This window comes from Staphylococcus sp. HMSC056G08, assembly GCF_001812305.1.
GTDB classification, from domain to species: domain Bacteria; phylum Bacillota; class Bacilli; order Staphylococcales; family Staphylococcaceae; genus Staphylococcus; species Staphylococcus simulans.
In genome coordinates this window covers 12413-36843 of record NZ_KV808450.1, presented here as the reverse complement: position 1 = coordinate 36843, position 24431 = coordinate 12413, and the positions used below count along the sequence as shown (strand labels likewise).

Genomic DNA, 24431 nt, shown 5'->3' with positions numbered 1-24431 from the left:
CCTTATTTACGCATTTTCGGATCGAATGCATCACGTAATCCATCACTGAATAAGTAGAAGAATAAAATCAATAAACTTAAAATCAATGCTGGAATAAATAATTCATGTGGATGAATCAATAACATCGCGCGTCCGTCATTTACTAATGAACCAAGTGATGTTTTAGGTGCTGGTACACCGATACCGATGAAGCTTAAGAATGCTTCGAAGAAAATTGCACTTGGTACTGTGAACATTGAAGTTACAACAATTGCTCCTAATGTATTTGGTAAAATATGACGGAAAATCAATTTCCCTTTAGAAGCCCCTAATGTACGTGATGCTAATACGAATTCTTGTCCTTTTAATTTTAAGAACTCACCACGAACAACACGGCTCATGCCAATCCATCCTGTAATGGCCATTGCTAAAATAATTGTCCAAATTGAAGGTTCGAAAATCAATACGAATAAAATTACGACAATCAAGTTCGGAATAGAAGCGATGATTTCTATAATCCGCTGCATGACGTCATCTGTTCGTCCTCCAAAGAATCCGGATATTGCCCCGTAAACTACACCGATAAAGATATCTAGTGCTGCGGCAACAACACCGATGAATAATGATACTTGTGCACCTTGCCAAGTACGTGACCATAAGTCACGACCTAATTGGTCTGTCCCAAACCAGAAGTTCTCTTTCACACCAGCTTCTTTATATGCGTCTTTGCCATCTGCACCTACACCGTCAAACGGTAAGAAAGGTATTTTGTCTAAGACAGGTATTTTTGCTGGTAAGTTTCTGCGGTCTACATCTTGTTCAGCATAATCATGGCTGCTGATTAAAGGACCGACAAGTGCCATGATGATGATTAAAATTAATCCGATCATCCCGACTACTGCAAGTTTATTTCGTCTTAATTGGCTCCAAGCATCTTGCCAGAAGTTTTTACTTTCACGTTGAATTTCTGGTTCTTTATCAATATCTTGTTCTACTAAGATAAAGTCAGGCGCATTCTCGCCATCTGTCGTATGTGATAACGTTGCATTGGAGTAATCTCCATGCAAGTGTTGTTTTTTGTCTTCTGCCATTATTTCTTACCTCCTTGTATCCTAATACGCGGATCGATAATTCCATATAAAATATCCACTATGAAAATCGATACGATGAATAACGTACTGAATAAAAGAGTGGTTGCCATAATGACAGAGAAGTCATTCGTTTGAATCGATCTTACGAACTGATCCCCTAGTCCTGGAACCCCGAAGATATTCTCGATTGTAAGTGTCCCTGTTAAAATTCCAGCTAACATCGGCACGATGATTGTGATAACTGGAATCAATGCATTTCGTAATGCATGGCCGAATAGCACACGCATCATTGAATTCCCTTTGGCTCTCGCAAGTAAAATATAATCAGAACTCAGCACTTCGATCATTTCCGCTCGTATGTATCGTGCGACTGTCGCAAGTACGCCTGCTGAAAGTGCGAGTGATGGCAGAATAGCTGTTGAAATACCTTCCCAACCTGCAACTGGGAACCATCTTAATCTTACTGAGAACACATATTGTAATAATACTGCTAATACGAATGATGGTACTGAAACAGCGATAACTGAAATAACTGTCGCTGAGTAATCCACCCATGTATTTTGTTTTGTTGCTGCTGCAACACCCAAAATCAATCCTAAAACAATCCCGATGACCATCGCCGCAAGTCCCATTTCAATTGACGGAATCAAACGAGGTTGAATTAAATCCCACACTGGTTGGTTATGATATTGGAATGAAACCCCAAAATCTCCTGTGACTACGTTCTTTAAGTAGTGCAAATATTGTACAATGACTGGATCATTCAAACCGTAGGTCTCGTTCAAAATCTCCTTTTGATCTGCGCTTAACTTTGCATCATTAAACGGTGAACCTGGCATCAATTTCATTAAGAAGAAAGTGATAGTCATAATGATAAACAAAGAAATAAGCATGTACCCAAAACGCTTGAGTATATATCTAAGCATTGACAATCCCCCTTATAGATTCAAATTAAACATTCCCTTCTAATTATCAGAAATATTTTAATATTAGTATATCGGTACTTTACATTTAAAATCAACACAATTTTTTGAATAATTTAAATGTTATAACAAAAAGTTCCGTCACACATGTGTAACAAATATAGCAATATCAATAGATTACGTGCTTTTTGTTTCTTGTATTTCTATTAAAAAAACTTTATAGTTATTACTAAATAAATGCTGATGAATTACTTTTAAATTTTTAATGAATCGAGAGGTAATCGTGATATGAATAAACATTTCCGATGGATTTTCTGGGCAATATTCTCACCTGTTTTAAGTTTGATTATTTGGCTGTTTCGCGAACATACGTGGACCCAATTTATCGACATTTTATTCATTGTCAGTATGTTGCTTTTTATTGTCGGCTTCGTTTTCATCTTAGTTCAAGATGGTATCTTTGATGCGACAAGCTATGGTTTCAGGCGTTTGCGCTACCAAATGTCTAGTGCCAAACATCGTAAAGCACATGTTGATGATGAATTTATTAATCCTAAACAAGTTAAAAGAGAGGTCTATATTGTAGAACGTTGGACGATCTATTTAACTTTAGTCAATGTGGTTTATGTCATTTTATGTTTGCTAGCGACTTTCACTTTTTAACCACAAAAAAAACGGCAGAGTGATTTCACTTTGCCGTTTTTTTCTACCTATTTAATTGCTAGTTTTATTTACCACTTAATTTCAATTGTCTATTCAGGATATACAAAGGAAACTTTTCACATATTATACATCATTGACAAAATCTAAATTTTTAGTACTAAACAAGAAAATTTAACATAAGTTATTTATCTATTTTTTGTATTTCTTATTAATTTAATACATTCATTGTAGGGTTTTCAGTGAAATATAGTAATAATCGCATGTCTTTTTGTATATTAAACCTGAAAAATCCATTCGTTTTGTTACACTATCGCATCTGTATATTCAATATGAATGCTCCTGCATAAAATACAATTGTATTTTCAGGAAAGACAAAAGCCAGATATTTGCACTCTGATTTAGAGTCCAAACATCTGGCTTATTTTTAGGTCTATTTAAAATTAGTCTTCAAATTTTTTCAATACTAATACTGCGTTGTGACCACCGAAACCTAAACTATTACTCATCGCATATGTGATGTCTAAGTCTTGTGCTTCATTTGGCACGAAGTCTAAATCACATTCAGGATCTGGTGTTACTGCATGGATTGTTGGCGCAACTTTACTATCACGAATAGAAAGCGCTGAGAAGATAGCTTCTAAACCACCTGTAGCACCTAATAAGTGGCCAGTCATTGATTTAGTTGAGCTGACTTTCAAGTTTTTCGCAGCATCTCCGAATGTATTTTTAATCGCAAGAACTTCAGTCAAGTCACCTACTGGTGTACTTGTACCATGTGCGTTTAAGTATTGTACATCTTTCGGTTCGATACCTGCATCATCCATCGCAGCTTTCATTGCGCGAGAACCGCCTTCACCTTCAGGCGCTGGTGCAGTGATATGATACGCATCACCTGTTGAACCATAACCAACGATTTCAGCGTAAATTTTCGCACCACGTGCTTGTGCTGATTCTAACGACTCAAGTACTACGATACCTGCACCTTCACCCATTACGAAGCCATCACGGCCTTCTTGGAATGGACGACATGCTGTTTCTTTGTCATTGTTTGTAGATAACGCACGGCTTGCGCTGAATCCAGCAATTGCCATATGTGTAATCGGCGCTTCACTACCGCCAGTTACCATCGCATCTGCATCACCGCGTTGGATAATTTTAAATGCTTCACCAATTGAGTTAGTACCTGTTGCACAAGCTGTCACTGTTGAACCGTTTGGTCCTTTAGCACCTAAATCAATTGATACTTGGCCTGTTGCCATATCAGGAATCAACATTGGTACGAAGAACGGACTGACACGGCGTGGTCCACGATTTAACAATTGGCTATGTGCCACTTCGAAAGTTTCCATGCCTCCGATACCTGAACCAATCCATACACCGATTCTGTCAGCTGTTTTATCATTAATATCCAACTTCGCATCTTGTACCGCTTCACGTGCCGCTACTACCGCATACTGTGTGAAACGATCCATACGACGTGCTTCTTTTCTATCGATATAATCTTCAACATTGAAGTCTTTTAATTCTCCGCCTAAATGAACATTGTAATCAGATGTGTCAATACGAGTAATCTCATCAATTCCGTTAACACCTTTTAAAGCGTTTTCCCATGACGTTTCTGCATCATTTCCTAATGGAGATAATGCGCCAATTCCTGTAATTACAACGCGTTGCTCTTTGCTCATACCTTATCCTCCTATTTTCCCCATCTTAATGTAATTGCGCCCCAAGTCAGGCCGCCGCCGAAACCGACTAGCACTAAGACATCGCCGTCTTTAATTCTGCCGTTTTCGAGTTCTTGTCCAATACTTAACGGAATAGAAGCCGCTGAAGTATTGCCGAATCTATCTACTGATACACTCATTTTTTCTTTTGGAATACCTAAGCGTTCACGAGCAGATTCCATGATTCTGATGTTCGCTTGATGCGGTACGAACATATCGACATCATCAGCAGTTAATCCGGCTTTATCCACTACATTACGAGAAGCTTCTCCCATAATACGAACCGCAAATTTAAACACTTCACGACCATTCATAAAGATTTTGCCGTTATCGTGGTTCAAGTATAAATACTTGCCGCCACTGCCGTCAGAACCCATTTCATAGCTTAAGATACCATGTCCTTCAGATACTTCACCGATTACTGCTGCACCTGCACCATCACCGAATAAAATAGCAGTCGAACGATCTGTTAAATCAGTAATTTTAGAAAGTTTATCCACACCGACTACTAAAATATTATGATAGTCACCTGACTGTATGTACTGTTTGGCAGTAATCAAGGAATACATAAATCCTGAACATGCTGCTAATTGATCCATCGTCGCAACTTTTCCTAAACCTAAACGGTCTTGCAACATATTTGCTACAGTTGGAAACGGGAAGTCTCCTGTTGATGTTGCGACAATTACCATATCTATATCTTCAGGTTTAATTCCTGCATCTTCAATTGCTTTCACACTTGCTTCATAAGCAAGATCTGATGTTTCTTCGTCTTCGCCTGCCCATCTACGTTCTTTGATTCCAGTCATTTTAGAAATCCATTCATCAGATGTTTCTAAAAACGATTCAAAATAGGCATTGTCTACTACTTTTTCTGGAACGTAAGTTCCAAAACCTTTAATACCCACATTCATGGTTCTACACCTTCTTAAAAATAATTTTAATACCAGGTATTAATTTATCATATTCTACTTTTTGAATACAAGTGCTTTATTCGTATCCATCATGACATTGCTTACACTATTATAATATTTGAACGCGCGTATCACAATAAATGTGATGTTGTTTCATCTTCTACAACTTGGCTCTTGTGTCGAATTTCCTGATTTCACTATACAAAGCAATTACTCTATTTTATAATTGAACTAAAGATGAAATATGGAGGCACAACAGATGAAATACATTATGGTACTATTCTGGTCTGTTTTGCTGCTTCAAATGGTTAACTTCGTGTTAAACAGTTTAGCCGGCGGCGGAACATTAGATATGGTTCTTCCATTAGTTTTAGCAGTTGTCTTTACACTTGCTATCGTTGCTTTAGACGCACTAATGAAACCTATTAAGCCATCTGCTGCAGAAGAAGACAGTAAACAATAACAGCCCGCATTTCGCATCCAGCAAAAGTTCTTGCTGGATTTTTTTATGTATGAAAACAGCCGTATCAAATGCGATACGGCTGTTTCTTTATATTAATCATTATATTTGTGCTTTTTCTACATCAAATTGTAAACCATCATCATCTAAGTCAACTTTAATTGTTGTACCTTCTGGTAATGATTCTTTAATCATCATACGTGCTAACGGCGTTTCAATTTGACGTTGTACAAAACGTTTTAATGGACGCGCACCAAATTGCGGTTCATATGCTTCTTCACCCAACCATTTTTTCGCTGCGTCTGACACTTCAATTGAAATACGTTGATCTAATAAGCGGATATTCAATTCTGCTAAGATTTTTTCTACAATCAAGCTCATGTCATCTACTGATAATGGACGGAATAATACAATATCATCCATACGGTTCAGGATTTCAGGTTTGAAGAATTGATTTAAATTATTCATGACTGCTTTTTCTGTGTCTTCTGTAATTACACCTGTTTCTTTCACTTGTTCAAGTAAGATTTGCGAACCGATGTTACTTGTCATAATGATGATTGTGTTTTTGAAGTCTACGTTACGGCCTTTAGAATCTGTTAAGTGACCTTCATCTAATAATTGTAATAACACGTTGAAGACATCAGAGTGTGCTTTTTCTACTTCATCTAATAAGATGACTGAGTAAGGATTACGACGCACTGCTTCTGTTAATTGACCACCTTCATCGTGACCTACATAGCCTGGAGGCGCTCCAATTAAACGAGAGACAGAGTGTTTTTCCATATACTCACTCATGTCGATTCGAATCATGTGTTTTTCTGAATCGAATAAGCTAGAAGCTAATGCTTTAGCAAGCTCTGTTTTACCGACACCTGTTGGTCCTAGGAATAAGAAACTTCCGATTGGACGGTTAGGGTCTTTAATACCTGCACGTGCTCTGATAACCGCATCTGCAACTAAATCAACGGCTTTATCTTGACCTACGACACGTTCATGCAAGATATCGTTTAAGTGTAGTAATTTGTCACGTTCACTTTCCACTAATTTTGTAACTGGAATACCTGTCCATTGACTGACGATATCTCCGATTTCTTCATCAGTCACAATTTCACGGATAATACGTTCTTCATCACCAACTTGATCATCTTGGAACGCATCTTCTAATTCACGTAATTCTTTTTCTAATTGAGGGATTTTACCGTGTTGCAATTCCGCTGCTTTTTCAAGATTATAGTTATTTTCAGCATCTTCTAATGCTTTACGGCTTTCATCAAGCTCTGCTCGTTTTTCTTGTAGTTTCGCAATTTTTTCTTTTTCTTGTTCTACACGAGATTGTAACGCTGCTTGTTTTTCTTTTTCATTTGAAAGCTCTTCTTGAAGTTCTTTCAAACGTTGTTGGCTGACACTGTCTGATTCATGTTGTAGCGCATTTTCTTCAATTTCTAACTGCATTACACGACGGTTGACTTGGTCGAGTTCTGTCGGGTTAGAACCCATTTCTGTACGAATTGTCGCACATGCTTGGTCTACTAAGTCAATTGCTTTATCTGGTAAGAAACGATCTGTGATATAACGATCTGATAATTCTGCTGCAGCAACTAATGCACGGTCTTGAATACGTACACCATGATACACTTCATAGCGTTCTTTCAATCCACGTAAAATAGAGATTGTATCTTCTACATCAGGTTCAGACACGTTTACTTTTTGGAAACGACGTTCTAATGCTGAGTCTTTTTCAATATATTCACGATACTCATTTAAAGTTGTTGCACCGATACAGTGTAATTCACCACGTGCTAACATCGGTTTCAACATGTTGCCTGCATCCATCGCACCGTCTGTTTTACCTGCACCGACTAGCATATGCAATTCGTCGATAAAGAGAATAATACGACCATCAGCATCTTTAATTTCTTTTAAGACTGCTTTTAAGCGTTCTTCGAATTCACCACGGTATTTTGCACCAGCCACTAATGCGCTTAAGTCTAATTCGAAGATTGTTTTATCTAATAAGGATTCCGGCACGTCTTTTTTCACAATTCGTTGTGCTAATCCTTCAACAATCGCAGTTTTACCGACACCTGGTTCCCCGATTAAGACAGGGTTATTTTTCGTTTTACGACTTAAGATACGAATCGTATTACGAATTTCTTCATCTCTTCCGATAACTGGATCCATATTTCCTTGTCGGACTTCTTCTACTAAATCACGACCATATTTTTCAAGTGCTTCATAGTTCGCTTCTGGATTTTGTGATGTCACGTGATTTCCTCCTCTGATCTTCTTAATAATTTCTTTGATTACTTCATTTTTATTTCCGACGTATGATTTAGTTGTCTCATCAACTTCCATGGCTGCTAACAACACATGTTCCATTGATACAAACTCATCATCATAGTCTTTCATAATAGCTTCTGCTTTATTAAACAGCGTATTGGTTTCATTGCCGATATATTGACCATATTGAATATTATCGCCTTTAACTGTCGCATGGCGTTTTAATTTTGAATCATATGCGTTCGCTAACTCACTCGTATCAATATTGGCACGTTCTAATACACTATTAAATAAACTATCTGTTTCTTTTAAGGCAGCTAATAACACCGCTTCTATTTCTACATTTTGTTGTTCATAGTCTTGTGCAAGTTGAATCGCTTGTTGTAACGCTTCTTGCACGGCATAGGTCATCTTATTTGCATCCATTCTCTTCACCTCTGTTACTCAGTATGCTTGCAAGTCCTTTTTACTTTGACTTTCTTTGACCTTATACATAGTATAGAGCATCGACCCTTTATTTTTCAACTTATAACGCTTCGTTTCAGTAAATTTTTCTCTTCTTTTTAAGTCATTCCTCGTATGCTTTACCACAAAACTTTTACCTATAACAAACTCACTCTAAATATAAGAAAAGAACTGAAATCAGCGTTCATTTTCTGATTTCAGTTCTTGTATTCGTTTCTATTTACTTGTCTTTTTTACTGAGACCCATTGTTTTAATGATTTCATCAGATAATGCTTTAACACCTGGATACTCTAAATGAATACCGTCGTATGCGAAGTATTCAGGATGTCCTGCCGAACGTTTATACCAATCTACGAGTTTAACGTTTTTATGTTCTTTAGCCGCTTCTTTCATCAATTGGTTAACGTGTCCTTCATAAGAACGCGGCACACGTGTGTTGACTAAATAGATGTCTGCTTTACCGAATGATGCGATGACATCATCTAATTGTTCTTTATTGAAGTCACCATTCGTACCTAATTCAATAATGACTTGGTCGCCTTTTTTATTATAATGACTGTAATTTTGTTCGATTAATGGTTTAGCTTGGTACATATTACGTCCCACTTTACCATCAATGACTGAATGCGGTACTTGTTCTTTAAAGCGTTCACCAATATCAACCATAACAGAGTCACCGATTAATAAAGGTTTCACTTTATTGTATACTTCAACTTGTTCTTCTGGCTGCTTACCGCCGCCATTGCCTAAGAAATCAATTTTGCCATACGGCACTGGGCGTACCACATATTTATCAATTGAATTTGTATTGAATTGAGTCGCTTTATCCGCAGTTTTATCTTTACCGTAATGATCAAAGACACCTGCTAAAATTACCGCAAACGGAATCGCAATGACTAATAATGCCAGCCAATGAACCCAAATACGTTTTGATTTCGTTCTAAATGACAACATTTTGAAGCCTTGTTTTCTAAATGGTGTTTCAACATAACGATAAGACACTTCGGCCATAATGAATGTTAAAACAACATCTACGACATACACCCATACTGGAATTTGTCCTGCTACAAAGTAGCGATGCAATAATACGATAATTGGGAAATGCCATAAATATAAACTATATGAGCGTTGTCCGATATATACAAATAATGGATTGCCCATAAAGCGTGCTAATAAGCCGCTCGGATGTACCACACTTGCAATTAAGAAGAGTGTAATCCCTGAAATCAAGTAGAAACCACCGTTATAAATCCAGTAACTTTGGTCTTCTACAACGACAAATAAAGCCATTAAAATTGCTAATGAGATAACTCCCATCAAGTCAACTGACATACGTACCGCAAGCGGCGGATCTTTTCTCAAACGGTTCGGCGGCCATAAAAATGCAAGAATGACACCGAGTAATAACGTTTGCAAGCGTGTATCTGTACCGAAGTACACACGTGAGAAGTTCATGCCAGGATGTGTAATCCACACCATTGCTAATAATGAAGCTAATGAGATAATCCAAAATATCAATACAATTTGTTTATGTTTCTTAACTTTAGCCAGTAATAAAATCAAAACTAAAGGAAAGAATAAATAGAATTGTTCTTCAATCGCAAGAGACCATAAATGTTTTAAAGGTTCAAATGAAAATTGGTCGAAATAATTGACATCTTTAGCGATATACCACCAGTTAGAGACGTAAAAAATAGCCGCAATCGCATCTTGTTTAACACGAAGTATTTCATCTCTTTGGAATAACAACGTAAATATCGTAGTTACACTGACCACAAATAACATTGCTGGAATCAAACGTTTAATACGTCTGTACCAGAAGCGCTTTAAACTGATCGTTCCTGTTTGATGATGTTCTATTAATAAAAGACTTGTGATTAAATATCCAGAAATAACAAAGAACGTATCTACACCAAGAAATCCGCCTGAAAGCCATTGTTTATTTAAATGGTAGATAAGAATACCGAGCACAGCAATTGCCCTTAACCCATCTAAACCAGGCATATAGTTCATTTTTTTAGGTTTTTCAGGTGATGCACTGTTCTGAGCTGAACTGCGTTTCAAATTAGTCATGCATTTACCTTTCTTTCTGATTTAAGATTTTGCGTGGTTCATTGTGCTCTATGTATGTGACAGAACACGTGAGTGTCATAATTACCAATTGTAATATTAATGTAATATTCTTGCAATATCAAGATATTTTATAGTTATTTGAATAAATCTTTTATTTAGCATGAATCACACAACTCATTTATAACAATTTTGTGAACAAGTACAATTCGGGATAAAAAAAACGACTTATCGTCTTCAGCTATTTTTCATTAGCTTTAAACAAATAAGTCGTTTCATTTCTTATATCATTGGCATGATATCTCTTAGCTCACGCCTAAAGCGATTTTCGCATAGCGTGACATCATATCTTTATTCCATGGCGGATTCCAAACAACATTCACTTCAGTATCTTGAATTTCCGGAATTTCTGCAAGCGCCATTTTGATTTGTTCAATAATTTGCGGTCCTAAGGGACAACCCATTGATGTTAGTGTCATCTCTACTTTACATAAACCATCGTCTTCGAGATTGACTTTATATACTAAACCTAAGTTGACGATATCAATGCCGAGCTCAGGGTCAATTACGTTTTCTAATGCACCTAAGATATTATCTTTTAATGCTTCATCCATTATATTCACCTCTTTTATGCAATTATGGTTATTATCAATATATCAAATATCCGACAAAACTCCAATAAAATGCTATTATAGGAATACATTCACAAAAAAATGAATCAGCCTATTTATAGACAATGTTTCATATAAGGAGATTGAGCAGTGTTTATACTCAATTCATCCATTTCATGCGTCAAACCGCATTTAGATTTATTTATCAACTTAAGCACAAGGAGATTATACTATGGAACCTTATTTAATTTGTTTAGATTTAGACGGAACATTATTAAACGATGAAAAAGAAATTTCACCATATACATTTAAAGTTTTACAAACGTTAAAAGAACAAGGCCACCATATCATGATTGCGACAGGCAGACCTTTCAGAGCCAGCCGCCCTTATTATGACCAATTAGGTTTAAATACGCCGATTGTCAACTTCAATGGTGCCTATGTGCATAATCCGACAGATGCTGACTTCCCTGTCACACATGAGACATTGGATCCAGACTTGGCCTCAAGTATTATTGACGCATTACGTAATATGCAGGTAAAAAATATTATCGCAGAAGTAAAAGACCATGTCTTTATCGATACGTACGATGAACATCTATTCGAAGGTTTCTCTATGGGCAATCCTAAAATTGAGACTGGAGATATCGTCAGCCAATTAAATGAATCACCGACTTCTATTTTAATCGAAGCCGAAGAGCATATGATTCCAAGAGTAAAACAAATGTTGTCACGTTTCTTCGCAGAAAGTATTGAACATCGCCGCTGGGGTGCGCCATTCCCAGTTATAGAGATTGTTAAACGGGGTATAAGTAAAGCGAGAGGAATTGATAGTGTGAAAGATGCACTCGGTGTAGACCGTAATCACATTATCGCTTTCGGCGACGAAGATAACGATACCGAAATGATTAAATACGCGAAACATGGCGTAGCGATGGATAACGGCTTAGATGAACTGAAACACATCGCAAAAGAAACAACTTATTCTAACAACCAAGACGGTATCGGCCGTTATTTAAATGACTTTTTCAGTTTAAATATTCCTTATCAAGAAAACGCAAACGTGCATTCTTGTTAATATAAATCTTATCAATTCAAGGTTTGCAAGTGTTTTAAAGACAATCTATTATGACACTTTGTATCAACCTTGTTTTTTTATTACATCATATTGGAGGTAAAAACATGACACATATTATTATTGTCGGCGGTGTCGCTGGCGGCGCAACAGTCGCAAGCCAATTACGCCGATTAAATTCAGACTATAAGATAACAGTGTATGAGAAAGATCGTGATGTGACTTTTGCGAACTGTGGTCTTCCCTATTATTTAGGCGGTATTATTCCAGATCGTTCGCAATTGCTCAATTACACACCTGAAGGTTTAAAAGAACAAAAAGATATCGATGCACATGTCTATCACGAAGTTACACATGTTGATCCTTCTAAAAAAGAAGTGACAGTCAAAAACAGAGAGACTGGCGAAACATTCACAGACAATTACGATAAATTAATTTTAAGTCCAGGTTGTCGCGCAAACTCACTCCCACTGGACACTGATATGGCCTTTACACTACGTAACCTAGAAGATACAGATGCAATTGAAAACTACATTAAACAAAATAATGTTAAAAAGGTACTGATTGTCGGTGCCGGCTACATTTCATTAGAAGTCTTAGAAAACTTATATCATCACGGTTTAGAAACGGTATTAATCCACCGCTCAGATAAAGTCAATAAATTCATGGATCAAGATATGAACCAAGTGATTTTCGATGCGATGGATGAACGCAAAATTGATTATCGACTCAATGAAGAAATTGACACTGTAGAGGGTAAAACGGTGCACTTCAAATCAGGTAAACAAGAAGACTTCGACATGATTATTGAAGGGCTCGGTATTGTACCGAACAATGAATCATTTAAAGATACTGACATCAAATTAGATGACGATGGTTATGTCCCAGTCAACGCATACTTCCAAACGAACTTTGAAGACATTTATGCGATTGGCGACATTGCCTCTTACTATTATCGTCATGTTGACTTACCAACACGTGTACCGCTAGCTTGGGGTGCACATCGTGCTGCCAGCATTGTAGCACAACATATCGCTTTAGACAGTGCTCCGCCGTTTAAAGGCTTCTTAGGCGCAAATGCGGTGAAATTCTTTGATTATACTTTAACGAGTGTCGGTATCTCACCAAACGAATTGAAACACTTTAATTATGGTATGACTGAAAATGAACAATACAACCATGCCAGCTACTTCCCTGGCGCAGAACGTGTCCATTTACGTGTCTATTTCGACAAAGATACACGTCGTATTTTACGCGCTGCCGCAGTCGGTAAAGCAGGTGCAGATAAACGTATTGATGTACTTTCAATGGCCATGCAAAACAATATGACCATTGATGAACTAACTGAATTTGAACCAGCTTATGCGCCGCCTTATAGTTCACCTAAAGATATTATTAATATGGTGGGTTATAAAGCGCAATCTAAATAATATATATTATTTAGAGAAAATCCATAAAACCATCAAGTATTCAAAAATAAATTAAAAATAATTATAATCATTATAATTAAGCTAAGGTTATATGTTATCATAGATACGGAATATTGAAGAAATGGGGAAATTACATGTTACATTTACACATTTTCAGCTGGGTCATCGGGATCATTTTATTTATCGCAGCTTATTTCAGTTTTAAATCACCCGGTGCACCTAAGAAAGCTTACAAACCGTTGCACATGGCATTACGTTTGTTCTTAGTATTGATCTTATTCAGTGGTGTGTGGCAAGTTGTTGTAGAATTCGCTACTGCAACAGGTAGTGCACATATGTTACTCACATTAAAAATGATTTGCGGTATCGCAGTTGTTGCTTTAATGGAAGTGACATTAATCCGTAAAGAACGTTCAGTTTCACACACAGGTTTATTCTGGGGTACGATCGTTCTAATCATTATCACAATGGCATTAGGCATTATCTTACCAGAAGGACCAATCTCAAGCCTATTCGGCATTGGTAATTAATAAACCATTTAAAGCTCGTCACATGTAGTAACGAGCTTTTCTTATTGCGTTTAAACTTTAAGTGAAAATTAATTTTTCTATTTTGGATATTAAAAGACCCGAGTTGAAACAAATTCATTTCAACTCGGGCTTTATTATAATAATATGCTTAATTAAAAAGCATGATGATAATTAATTACTCTTCTTCTTTAGAGATAAAGTTAGTTAAAGTACCGATATTATCGATTGTTACTTTAACTTCATCACCAGGTTGTAAATATTGAGGCGGATTCATACCTGCCCCAACACCTGATGGTGTACCTGTCGCAATGATATCACCTGGGTGTAAAGCAACAAATTTAGAGATTTCTGCGATCAATTCATCAATTTTAAGAATCATTTGACTTGTATTGCCATCTTGACGAATTTCATTGTTTACTTTTGTGACAATATTTACGTCTTCAGGTGTCGGTAATTCATCTTTAGTAACGATATAAGGACCCATTGGGCAACCGCCAGTTAAGCTTTTAGATAAAAAGGCTTGGTCTTGTTGACGTTGTGCTGTACGGTCTGTGATATCGTTAATGATTGTATAGCCGTATACATAGTCTAATGCTAAACCTTTAGGAATTTTCTCGCCTGATTTACCGATAACAACCCCTAATTCACCTTCATAATCCAATGTATCTGTAATATCTTTATGGTTAGGAATTGTTGATTCATCACCTGTTAAAGATGATGCTGCTTTTGTGAACACGTATAAGCGTTCTACACTATGATTCAATTCATCCGCATGCTCTTTATAGTTACGTCCGAATGCAATCACATTGTTCGGCGGTGTCACAGGTGGTAAAAATTCTAAGTCTGCAAATTGTACTTTATAGTCTTCTGAATTTGGACTATCTGTTGCTGCGACAACTGCTTTACGCACTTGCTCTTGGAAATCTAATGTATGGTTTTGTTCTAAACCTTCTAATAAAGTCTTAGGATGGAAGTCGCCTTCACCAAAATCTGCGAAAACTTTTCTTAAATCCCAAGCTGCTTCTTCACGTTTTACTTTCACACCATACGATGTTTCATCATTATATTTGAATGATAAAAATTTCATTCAATATCAGCTCCTCATCTCAATCTTAATTTACATTATAACTGTATTTTCAGAAAAATAACAAATATTTAATAAACACTTCCAAATATAGGGAGTGATAATATGAAAATACAAACTAAACGTCTAATCCTCTTAATTATCTCTACCCTGTCCATTTGGAATTAATGCGAAGTGTCATCTAATCTTAATTCACCGTATTGGAAGAAATACAGCGAACCTTTGACTTTCGTGTTTAAAATCGTCTCAAGTGCGGCTTGATAATAGTACATTTGTACTTTATAACGCGCTTTTAATTTTTCGCCGACTTCTTCATCTGTTTCACTTTTTCGTTGGTTAAAGGCGTCAGTTTTATAGTCCACAAAGTAATACTGATCATCTTGTCGATAAATCAAGTCAATCATCCCTTGGATAATAGAAACATCTTCATTTTGATCCATTTCGTGATCAACTTTACTTTGGTTGACCACAAAAGGTACTTCGCGCATAATCTGATCACTTTGCGCAATCTTCATATAAAGATCACTATTGATGAATTTAACAACTTCTTTCATACGAATGTCTTGTTTCGCATCATCTTCGATAATATTCTTCTCAATCAAATGATCAATATATTGATCTAATTCATCTTCAGTCATACGCTCAGTTTTAAACGGTAAATGCTGCATCACTGTATGCATCAATGTCCCGATTTCATTAGCTTTACGTTTTTGATGTTGACGTAAAAATTGCGGACGTTCATAAGTCGAAGCACCTAAACGGTATTGGCGGACACGTTCATAACTTGTGCCGCTTTCTTCTGTTTCTAACTGACGTTTCAATTCAGATACAGATTGTTTCGTCGGTTTGACCATATCTTTTTGATATGGATATTCAAACGCTAATTGTTGTTCAATTTGACGTTCTACTTCTGGTTGACCAGACTGATAATCAATAATATCTGCCACCGTACGATAATCTTCTTTGTCTTCTTCTGTTTCATCTGGTTTGATATCACTATAATCATCGATTTGAATTTCTACTTTAGGTTGAAGCGGTAATGCTAAATCATTAATATCTTGTTCAAACTTCAAATCATTAGTAATGCTGTGAGATTGATATTTCGCATAAATCGGATAAATCAGTTCAAATGGCGTTTTCGCACTCAAACGGTAACTAACAGGCAACTTATCTCCTGCAATCGCTGTACCAACCATTTTATCTAATGCTTGTTCGCTCTTCACACGTCCAATTAAGAATAATTGCTCTTTGGCTCTTGTTAAGGCTACATACATTAAACGCATTTCTTCAGAAATAATTTCATTTTCATTAATGGCTTTAAGTGTCACAGAGGCAAGTGATGGGAACGTGATATCTAGTTCAGTATCAAAGTAAGTCAAACCTAATCCGTATTTTTGATTTAAAATCACTGGTTGACTTAAATCCTGTTTATTAAACTGTTTACTTAATCCAGAATAAATCACAAATGGGAACTCTAAACCTTTACTAGAGTGAATGGTCATCATACGTACCACATCATCATTCGGACCAACGACATTCTCTTCACCGAAGTCTTGACCTCTTTCAATTAATTCATCAATAAATCGAATAAACTGGAAGAGTCCTCTGAAGCTGGATTTCTCGAATTCTACAGCTTTATTGAATAAACCATAAAGGTTTGCACGTCTGCCTTTACCGCCGATTAAACCACTGAAATATTGAATCACAAAGCGATCATTGTAGAAGCGGTCAATCAATTGATAGACTGGATGTTTTAAACTGAACGCTTGATAAAACGCTAAATCATCTAAGAAGTCTTGAAGTTTTTGAACTAAGCGCACATCCGCTTCTTCACTCTGCATATAATGCTGAATCGATTGATAGAAATAATCATCATTCGGACTGACAATACGAATACTTGCGAGTTCATCTTCTGTAAATTGATAGATAACAGAACGCATCAGACCGACTAAATAGATGTCTTGAAGCGGGTTATCTACCGTTCTTAAGAAAGATAAGACCAGTCTGACTTCAGTTTGTTCAAAGTACCCTTCTTTACTATTTACATGAAACGGAATATCTCGGTCTTTAAACACCTGCTGCAATGCACGAGAACGACTATATCCACGCTCTAAAATCACAATATCTTTATACGTCGGTTTACGATAAGTCTTGTTCTTAATGTCATAGACTTCATGTTGATTTAAAATGGTTTCAACTTGATCTGCAATATATTCCGCTTCTTGTTCATCACCTGTAAGTTCAGATTCTGCTTCTTCTACTAAAACATTTAAATGTAATGGATGCGGTCTATCATCAAACGGTGCACCGAAATACAATTGTGCCGCTTCATCGTAAACAATCTCACCGACTGCTTCATCCATCATATGCTTAAACAAATAGTTGGTTGTAGATAATACTTCAGGTCTAGAACGGAAGTTTTGCGATAAATCAATGCGCATGCCAGAACTGCCATCTATATTGAAACGATTGTATTTTTCAATAAACAAACTAGGATCCGCTTGTCTGAACTTATAAATCGATTGTTTCACGTCACCAACCATGAAGAGATTACCATTTGTTTCGTCGCCGCGTTTCAAACAACTTAAAATCTGTTCTTGTACGCGGTTGGTATCTTGATACTCGTCCACTAAGATTTCGTCGAAGCGGTCACGGTAATGGCGTGCAATTTCAGTCGGATTCCCTGCTTCATCCATTAAAATTTGCAACGCAAAGTGTTCATAGTCAGAGAAATCTAAGATATTGCGACTACGCTTTTTGAGGCTGAACTGTTTAATCACATCTTGTGTAATTTGTGCTAATACCGCTACTCTAGGTGCTAGCGTCTGCATATCTGCTTTTAAATCTTCTGCTGAACGTGAGAAATAATCTTTTTTCACTTTCTCAACTGCTGCTTTATAGTCATCATAATATGATTTCGCGAGTTTTAGGCCGTCTTCAAAGCCTTCATTCGCTTCTTTAAGCTTCTTGGTAATACTTGGAAAACGCTTTGGCAATTGATGTTCACTGATTAACTCAGTGTTTAACACATCTCCTTCCATAGCACGTGCTAAAAACGCACGCTCACCTTCAACCACTTCTAAATGTTTTTCAACACCTGCGAATTCATGGTATAAGTCGTAACTCTTATTTAAATTTTCAAGTGCCGTATACATATAGACTTTCGCAATATTAATCAATAAGTCTAAGTACTCATCTTGAGTGTCAGTATTGTTATAAGGTTCTACTAATGATGACAGCCAAGCCATCGGTTGTGGATTCGCAACTGAGAAATAATACAGATTCTTAATGATTTTTCTGAACTTGTCATCACTTCTATCAGAAGATAAATGTTCTGTTAAATCAATAAAGGCTGGATCTAACGCATCATAATATTGTTCTAATACTTCATCTATAGTTTGTTCTAAGAGTAAGATGTTTTCAGCCTCACTGCTGGTTCTGAAATTCGGATCAATTTCTAGCACATCATAATGTTGCTGGATAAGTTTTAAACAAAAACTATGCAACGTCGAAATTTGAGCTTGATGAATTTTAACGCGTTGATTTTTCAAGTGTGTATTACTTGGATTTTCTAAAGATGCTTGTTGGATACGTTGTTCGACGCGGTGCTTCATCTCACGTGCACTTAAATTGGTAAACGTCACAACTAATAAACGGTCAACATCAACCTCATCACGTAAGATACGTTGAATAATTCTTTCAACCAATACAGCCGTTTTACCAGAACCCGCTGCAGCTGCTACTAAAGTATCTTGGCCTTTCGCGTAAATACTTTTCCATTGGCCGTCTGTCCAAATCACATCATTCGGTTTTTCTGGTATCATGCGTCATCCTCCTCTTCTTCTGATGCTACTTTCAATAATTCTATCGGGTTAATCGTTTCATCTACTGTACGATAACGTTTACTGTCAATCATGCCGTCCACATGACACACGGAACGATAATTACAAAAACGACACGGTAATTTTTGGTCATATTTCATCGGAGCGACCTCCGTATGGCCCTCCATAATATCAGACGCAATTTGTGTGAAGTTCTGTTTATTATGTTCAATAAATTTATAAATTGTTTCTGTATCTGCGACTGGATTGCTTTTACCTAATGCGCCGCTTTTCAACATATTCAACGGTACAATATCAGAAGTAAATTGAGGTTCTAAGCGTGAATCTTCTGCCTCAATCACATCTGGATCATTGTTGACCAAACCGCTTAATCTAAAGGATTTCAATAATTCTTTTTGACGTTTCTCTTCATCAATATCTGCCCAATTTGAGAACTTAACACGTGGTTCATGGACATGGAAATAAAGTAAGCCGCCAGGTTCAGTTTGTGCTGCTAAGTTTAGTCTTTCTTTATTTTGAAGCACGACATCCATATACGTCATCATCTGCATTTGTAGTCCATAATACACTTTAGTTAAATCTAACTCTGAACTGCCTTCTGATGACTTGTAGTCGATAATGTTCACAAAACTGCGGTCTTGGTTCGTATACGTGTCAATACGGTCGATTTGGCCACGGATATTAATCGGTATGCCTTGTGTTGTATATAACGCTTCTGCTTGAAGCTGATCTGGATTTTTCGGTTTTCTTCTAAATGATTTTTCAAACGCTTGAGGTCTGAATTTAGAGAAACTGCCTTGGTATTTCAACGCAGTCAATGTAGATTGAACAATCGCACCGATACGTTGAGACATATAACGATAATGCGCAGTAGAATTCAATAGATTGTATTGCACTGTCGGCAATATTTGTTCTAAAGCTTCTGTTGTTAATTGACGTATCTGTTGATTTGTCAGGTTTTTGAAATCCCCTTGAACTTTATCCGCAATATATTTTAAAACTGCATGGAAGATATCTCCTAAATCAAAGTTCTCTAGTTTATATTTTGTACGTTCGTTCAAGCGTAAACCATGAGAAGCATAGTGTTTGAATGGACAATTTTGGTAACCTTCAAAACGCGATACACTAGCATTAATAGTTGATCCATACAAATCTTTTGTTTGTGTTTCATTCAGTTGTACGGTTTTATTATCATACGTCAATGCAGATGTCAGATAGTTTAAACCTTGTTTCAGTTTATCGTGATGCATCATTGCTTGATACGCATCTAACCAAGACTCTGCGGTTAATTCATGATGCAACCAACTTTGAAGAGCTTCAAATAGATTGATTTTTGTTTGATGTGGGTGTTCCATTAACGTTAATGGATTTTGTTGTGCAATAAAGGCGATATTTTGTACCTCTAAATTCGTATATAAATCTTTGATACTTTGGATAAATGGACTTGCTTCTTTTTCATCATTATTTAAGCCCATTAAGCTGTATGAGAATGTCACATAAGTAGTTGCACGTGTCATCGCAATATAGCACACAAAGGCTTCATCCATTTGTAAGATATCTGCTGTTGGACTCAGTTCTAATTGCGTTTCTTCTTGGAAGTATTTTTTCTCTTCATCACTGATTAAGCTTGAATTAGAGATCGCTTGGGGCATAATGCCATCATTCATACCCACAATATAGACATGCGTTTTATTATCTACTTTTGCTAAGTCCATCGTACCGATAGACACTTGGTCTAAAGTTTGTGGAATCATCACAAATTCTAATTGTTCTAAGCCGACATCGAATAATTCTAAGAAGCGTTTTTGTGACATTTCAGTATCTCCAAAGACTGTCGCAAGATCATCTAATGTTTGAATCAAACCATTCCAAACTTGATCAAGTTCTTCAGCTTGTTGATGTTTGCCTGCTAAATCCAACTCATCACGTTCAGTCATTAATTGACTCGGTAAATTAAAGGCTTCGCATACTTTATAGAAAGCAGCCGCAAATTCTACTGCGGTATGTGCTTCACTTAAAGCTTGTTCAAATTTTAAAATATGATGCATCACAAAATCTTTTAAATCAATGACACGACGATACACTTCTTCTGTTTCTTCTGTCATCGGTTGGCGCTTTAAGCCCATTTGATTAAATTGTTCGATTTTGAAGTAGCTGTCATCTATCCAACGCTTTCCATAAATACCTCTTTCTAAGACAAAGTTTTCTAAGATATCTGTAAGGTAACGGCTATCTTCGTATTTACGTGTCAGCACTTGTGTTTTAAATAAGCGCATCAATGGTTCAAAACTCCATTTTGTTTCGATAACTTCAATGAGTGAACGTAGCATCTCCATCACTGGATGATGCGTCATAGATTTTTTTGTATCAATATTAAATGGAATATCGTATTCAGGCATGACACTTTCCATTAAATGCGCGTAGGCTTCATCACGGTAGAGAATAGCGACGTCTTGGAAGCGGATATTTTCTTCACGTGCTTTACGAATAATATCTCGCGCAATCGCATTCACTTCTTCACGTACATTAGAAGCTTCTAAAATATTAACGTGTCCGTTGTTTGGTTGCGGATTAACTTGAAGTGCGTCAAATTGTGTTTCTAATTGATTTAAATCTGAATTGTCGAAGCGATATTGTGTTGTAAACAGACGTTGGTTCAAGTTAATATTTAATCGATTCGCAATCTCTTCTAAATGCGTTAATACAGATGATGTCTTTCTAAATAAACTAAATGGGTCTTTATTGCCATCAGTTGTCAGTAAAACATTTACAGACTTGGCATGTTTAACTAATGTTTCAATCATTAAATACTCAAGTGTTGAGAAGTTATGGAAACCATCTATGTATATCTCAGCACGTTTTAACCACTCAGAGTTTTCCATACATTCTACAAACTTATAAAGTGTATCTTCTGAAGAAACAAAATTGCCTTTTAATCGTTCTTCTAAATGATGATAAACTAACGCAATATCATGCAGCTTATCTTGTGTTCTCGGTTGAAGCTGATTTTCAGCGATAAATAAATCTAATTGGTCAGGTGTGACCGCATACTTTTTAAAGTCTTGGATTTGTTCTGTCAATTTAGAACTGAAACCATAATACTTAACTTGCGATTGGTATAAATTTAATGATTTACGTTGGTCTTGCAAGATATCAAAGACCATCATTTCCATAGCACCTTTTGAAACGTAATCTTCTGTCAGACCACCGATTTCTTGAAAGATTCTATGACTGAGTCGTTCAAAGTGAAGGACTTCTGCACGTAAACTCCCGTTTAACTCTGGATCTTTCACAAAGTCTTGTTCAATTTGGAATGTACTTTGCGTCGGCGCAATGATAATAATCGGATCACCTAAAGGATCTTGTTTCATTTTTTGTTTGATTTCGTCTAACATCGCATGGGATTTTCCAGTTCCCGCGCGACCGATATATGCGTTAAATTCAGTCACCTTTCTCACCTCTTTGTCATTTATTGTAGCACATATGTTCTCATAGTTTCGTGCTTCTTCCCTTATGAATGTAAAAAGAGTTGATACTTATTTTTGAATGAAAGTATCAACTCTTTTTCGTCTAATCTATCTTAACATTTAATTTTCTGCTGGATTGAAGTTCACTTTGAATTTCGTTAAAGGCCAGTAACGTAAGCTGACTTTACCGACAACTTGATCTTCTTTAATTAAACCGAATGAACGGCTATCTTTACTCACTTCACGGTTATCCCCAAGGACTAATAATTTTCCTTTTGGAATTTTATTTGTGCCATCTGAGTTAGGCAAGTTTTTAACTTGAAGCGTACCTGTGATTTCATCATAACTTTTATGTTTTTCATTATAATCTAAGTACGGTTCTTTTACTTTTTTACCATTTACATACAATACATCATGTTTGTATTCTACACTGTCACCAGGTGTTCCGATGACACGTTTGACATAGTCGCTGTTTTTATCTGCATGGAAGACAATTACGTTACCTTTATCAAGACCGCCCATTTTAAAGCCAATCACATTGACGATAACTTTTTCACCGTCTTTTAACGTCGGGAACATAGAATCTCCGCGTACAGTATAAGATTTAGCAACAAAATTATAAATCAATGCGATTAAAACCAATGCTATAGCTATGGCTATAATCCATTCTTTCAATTCTTTTTTCACTGTAAAAACACCTCAATTATTCATTAAATGAAATTTTAAAATCACGCCATGGATAATATCTTAAAAACACAGTCCCCACAATATCTTGCTGATGTATCGTTCCGAATTTTCTCGAATCGTTTAAATCAGAGCGATCATCATTCAATATTAAATAGTGTTTAGGTGCTAAGATATCTCCTTCTGAATGTTTAATATTGCGTAATGCTAGGGTTTGAGTAGGATGTTGTACCTGATAACTTTCATGTACTTGTTGGTCATCTCGATACAATTGACCCGCTTTTATTTCGACAGACTCACCAGGTGTCCCAATGACTCGTCCAAAGTAGATACGTCCTTGATGACGATACATGATGATATCACTATTATGTATTTGGTTGAAAGTGGTTTGTACTTTACTGACCAAAATACGATCATCCTGATGCAATGCAGGTGACATCTGATTAGAATGTACCACTGCACCGATTAAGATAAAAGCTTGAATCAACATTACAATAATAATCGCAATTATCAAGGAAAGCAAATATTTTACAATTTTTCTCACTATTTATCTCCTTCGTTATTTTATGAAACGACGCTCCAACTTTCTGCTGATTATCCAAAGTCCAGCTAAAATCACAATCACTAACACGACACGAATCGGGCTTTCTAAAATGCTATGCATTTCTCTGCCTAAAATACCTGTTAAGGCCATCGCAATCAAATTTGAAACAGCTAATATAATGAAAAAAGTCTGACGTTTCATTTGAGACAAGCCAGCCACCACATTCATTAAAGAACTTGGGGTAAATGGAAAGCACAATAAAATGAAAATAGGTGTCACACCTTGATGATTCACAAACCCCAAAAACTTTTGAACTTCTTTTCGTTCTTTGACTTTATCCATGAATTTAGTGTTCGCAAAATAACGTATGATTAAAAAAACAACGAAACTCCCTAAAAATGTGCCCAGCCATGAGATTATAATTCCTAAAAATAATCCGAATGTATCTACATTAACAAACACAAATACGAACATTGGTAAAATAGGAATAAATGATTCTAAAAACGGTAATAAAAACCCAAGTATATCCCCATAGTCCCCCATTGCTCGCATCCACTGTTCAATTTGATGTGCTGACATAACTCCACCTGT

Annotated in this window: 18 protein-coding genes; 5 read left to right on the top strand and 13 right to left on the bottom strand. The window is 36.4% G+C overall.

From position 1 onward, the window contains the following. Positions 1-2: 2 nt before the first annotated feature. Together opp3C and opp3b are read right to left on the bottom strand one after the other, a co-directional pair. Positions 3-1070: an oligopeptide ABC transporter permease gene (opp3C, locus tag HMPREF2846_RS04020; protein ID WP_002481941.1), complete on the bottom strand. Its 1068-nt coding sequence runs from the start codon at positions 1068-1070 to the stop codon at positions 3-5. Further along, on the bottom strand, positions 1070-1996 hold the full coding sequence (opp3b, locus tag HMPREF2846_RS04015) for an oligopeptide ABC transporter permease (RefSeq protein ID WP_023015802.1): 927 nt from the start codon (positions 1994-1996) through the stop codon (positions 1070-1072). The genes opp3C and opp3b overlap by 1 nt, the downstream gene beginning before the upstream one ends. Positions 1997-2281: 285 nt before the next feature. Here opp3b and HMPREF2846_RS04010 point away from each other — a divergent pair, with 285 nt between their 5' ends. Then, complete coding sequence (locus HMPREF2846_RS04010; protein ID WP_002481938.1) at positions 2282-2656, top strand: DUF3899 domain-containing protein; 375 nt, start codon at positions 2282-2284, stop codon at positions 2654-2656. 440 nt (positions 2657-3096) lie between these two features. Here HMPREF2846_RS04010 and fabF read toward each other — a convergent pair whose 3' ends face one another. Together fabF and HMPREF2846_RS04000 are read right to left on the bottom strand one after the other, a co-directional pair. Then, a complete protein-coding gene (fabF, locus tag HMPREF2846_RS04005; protein WP_002481937.1) occupies positions 3097-4341 on the bottom strand; it encodes a beta-ketoacyl-ACP synthase II in 1245 nt (414 codons plus the stop codon). Between the two features lie 11 nt (positions 4342-4352). Further along, positions 4353-5294, bottom strand: a complete 942-nt coding sequence (locus HMPREF2846_RS04000; RefSeq protein ID WP_023015800.1) for a beta-ketoacyl-ACP synthase III — start codon at positions 5292-5294, stop codon at positions 4353-4355. A 259-nt stretch (positions 5295-5553) separates the two neighbouring features. Between HMPREF2846_RS04000 and HMPREF2846_RS03995 the strand changes: the two genes are divergently transcribed. Further along, positions 5554-5757, top strand: a complete 204-nt coding sequence (locus HMPREF2846_RS03995; RefSeq protein ID WP_002481935.1) for a YjzD family protein — start codon at positions 5554-5556, stop codon at positions 5755-5757. Positions 5758-5856: 99 nt separating this feature from the next. Here HMPREF2846_RS03995 and clpB read toward each other — a convergent pair whose 3' ends face one another. The 3 genes from clpB to HMPREF2846_RS03980 form a co-directional block, all read right to left on the bottom strand. Further along, positions 5857-8463 (bottom strand): ATP-dependent chaperone ClpB, encoded by a 2607-nt coding sequence (gene clpB / locus HMPREF2846_RS03990; protein WP_002481881.1) that lies wholly within the window; start codon positions 8461-8463, stop codon positions 5857-5859. A gap of 259 nt (positions 8464-8722) precedes the next feature. Beyond that, a complete protein-coding gene (locus tag HMPREF2846_RS03985; protein ID WP_083309968.1) occupies positions 8723-10576 on the bottom strand; it encodes an acyltransferase family protein in 1854 nt (617 codons plus the stop codon). 302 nt (positions 10577-10878) lie between these two features. Further along, positions 10879-11187, bottom strand: coding sequence for a metal-sulfur cluster assembly factor (locus HMPREF2846_RS03980; RefSeq protein ID WP_002481879.1), 309 nt, complete (start codon positions 11185-11187; stop codon positions 10879-10881). A 229-nt stretch (positions 11188-11416) separates the two neighbouring features. Between HMPREF2846_RS03980 and HMPREF2846_RS03975 the strand changes: the two genes are divergently transcribed. From HMPREF2846_RS03975 to HMPREF2846_RS03965, 3 genes are all read left to right on the top strand, one after another. Next, a complete protein-coding gene (locus tag HMPREF2846_RS03975) occupies positions 11417-12262 on the top strand; it encodes a Cof-type HAD-IIB family hydrolase (RefSeq protein WP_002481878.1) in 846 nt (281 codons plus the stop codon). A 104-nt stretch (positions 12263-12366) separates the two neighbouring features. After that, on the top strand, positions 12367-13689 hold the full coding sequence (locus HMPREF2846_RS03970; RefSeq protein WP_002481877.1) for a CoA-disulfide reductase: 1323 nt from the start codon (positions 12367-12369) through the stop codon (positions 13687-13689). A 134-nt stretch (positions 13690-13823) separates the two neighbouring features. Then, positions 13824-14219 (top strand): YisL family protein, encoded by a 396-nt coding sequence (locus tag HMPREF2846_RS03965; RefSeq protein ID WP_002481876.1) that lies wholly within the window; start codon positions 13824-13826, stop codon positions 14217-14219. Positions 14220-14394: 175 nt separating this feature from the next. Here the strand turns inward: HMPREF2846_RS03965 and HMPREF2846_RS03960 are convergent, their stop codons facing one another. The 6 genes from HMPREF2846_RS03960 to HMPREF2846_RS03935 form a co-directional block, all read right to left on the bottom strand. Continuing rightward, positions 14395-15306 carry a fumarylacetoacetate hydrolase family protein gene (locus tag HMPREF2846_RS03960; protein WP_002481875.1) on the bottom strand — a complete coding sequence of 304 codons (912 nt, stop codon included), beginning with the start codon at positions 15304-15306 and terminating at the stop codon, positions 14395-14397. Between the two features lie 161 nt (positions 15307-15467). Next, positions 15468-19127 (bottom strand): helicase-exonuclease AddAB subunit AddA, encoded by a 3660-nt coding sequence (gene addA, locus HMPREF2846_RS03955; RefSeq protein WP_070625806.1) that lies wholly within the window; start codon positions 19125-19127, stop codon positions 15468-15470. Further along, positions 19124-22594: a helicase-exonuclease AddAB subunit AddB gene (gene addB / locus HMPREF2846_RS03950; RefSeq protein ID WP_083309967.1), complete on the bottom strand. Its 3471-nt coding sequence runs from the start codon at positions 22592-22594 to the stop codon at positions 19124-19126. Before addB ends, addA begins: the two co-directional genes overlap by 4 nt. Positions 22595-22732: 138 nt before the next feature. Continuing rightward, positions 22733-23299: a signal peptidase I gene (gene lepB / locus HMPREF2846_RS03945; RefSeq protein WP_070625804.1), complete on the bottom strand. Its 567-nt coding sequence runs from the start codon at positions 23297-23299 to the stop codon at positions 22733-22735. Between the two features lie 16 nt (positions 23300-23315). Continuing rightward, the gene (lepB, locus tag HMPREF2846_RS03940; protein ID WP_070625802.1) at positions 23316-23840 is read right to left on the bottom strand and encodes a signal peptidase I; all 525 of its coding nucleotides are present in this window, start codon (positions 23838-23840) and stop codon (positions 23316-23318) included. Between the two features lie 15 nt (positions 23841-23855). Continuing rightward, on the bottom strand, positions 23856-24419 hold the full coding sequence (locus tag HMPREF2846_RS03935) for a TVP38/TMEM64 family protein (protein WP_002481870.1): 564 nt from the start codon (positions 24417-24419) through the stop codon (positions 23856-23858). Between the last annotated feature and the right edge of the window lie 12 nt (positions 24420-24431).

Bases quoted from the DNA above. Each gene is read 5' to 3' on its own strand.
- opp3C (WP_002481941.1), bottom strand. From the start codon at position 1,070: ATGGCAGAAGACAAAAAACAACACTTGCATGGAGATTACTCCAATGCA.
- opp3b (WP_023015802.1), bottom strand. From the start codon at position 1,996: ATGCTTAGATATATACTCAAGCGTTTTGGGTACATGCTTATTTCTTTG.
- HMPREF2846_RS04010 (WP_002481938.1), top strand. From the start codon at position 2,282: ATGAATAAACATTTCCGATGGATTTTCTGGGCAATATTCTCACCTGTT.
- fabF (WP_002481937.1), bottom strand. From the start codon at position 4,341: ATGAGCAAAGAGCAACGCGTTGTAATTACAGGAATTGGCGCATTATCT.
- HMPREF2846_RS04000 (WP_023015800.1), bottom strand. From the start codon at position 5,294: ATGAATGTGGGTATTAAAGGTTTTGGAACTTACGTTCCAGAAAAAGTA.
- HMPREF2846_RS03995 (WP_002481935.1), top strand. From the start codon at position 5,554: ATGAAATACATTATGGTACTATTCTGGTCTGTTTTGCTGCTTCAAATG.
- clpB (WP_002481881.1), bottom strand. From the start codon at position 8,463: ATGGATGCAAATAAGATGACCTATGCCGTGCAAGAAGCGTTACAACAA.
- HMPREF2846_RS03985 (WP_083309968.1), bottom strand. From the start codon at position 10,576: ATGACTAATTTGAAACGCAGTTCAGCTCAGAACAGTGCATCACCTGAA.
- HMPREF2846_RS03980 (WP_002481879.1), bottom strand. From the start codon at position 11,187: ATGGATGAAGCATTAAAAGATAATATCTTAGGTGCATTAGAAAACGTA.
- HMPREF2846_RS03975 (WP_002481878.1), top strand. From the start codon at position 11,417: ATGGAACCTTATTTAATTTGTTTAGATTTAGACGGAACATTATTAAAC.
- HMPREF2846_RS03970 (WP_002481877.1), top strand. From the start codon at position 12,367: ATGACACATATTATTATTGTCGGCGGTGTCGCTGGCGGCGCAACAGTC.
- HMPREF2846_RS03965 (WP_002481876.1), top strand. From the start codon at position 13,824: ATGTTACATTTACACATTTTCAGCTGGGTCATCGGGATCATTTTATTT.
- HMPREF2846_RS03960 (WP_002481875.1), bottom strand. From the start codon at position 15,306: ATGAAATTTTTATCATTCAAATATAATGATGAAACATCGTATGGTGTG.
- addA (WP_070625806.1), bottom strand. From the start codon at position 19,127: ATGATACCAGAAAAACCGAATGATGTGATTTGGACAGACGGCCAATGG.
- HMPREF2846_RS03935 (WP_002481870.1), bottom strand. From the start codon at position 24,419: ATGTCAGCACATCAAATTGAACAGTGGATGCGAGCAATGGGGGACTAT.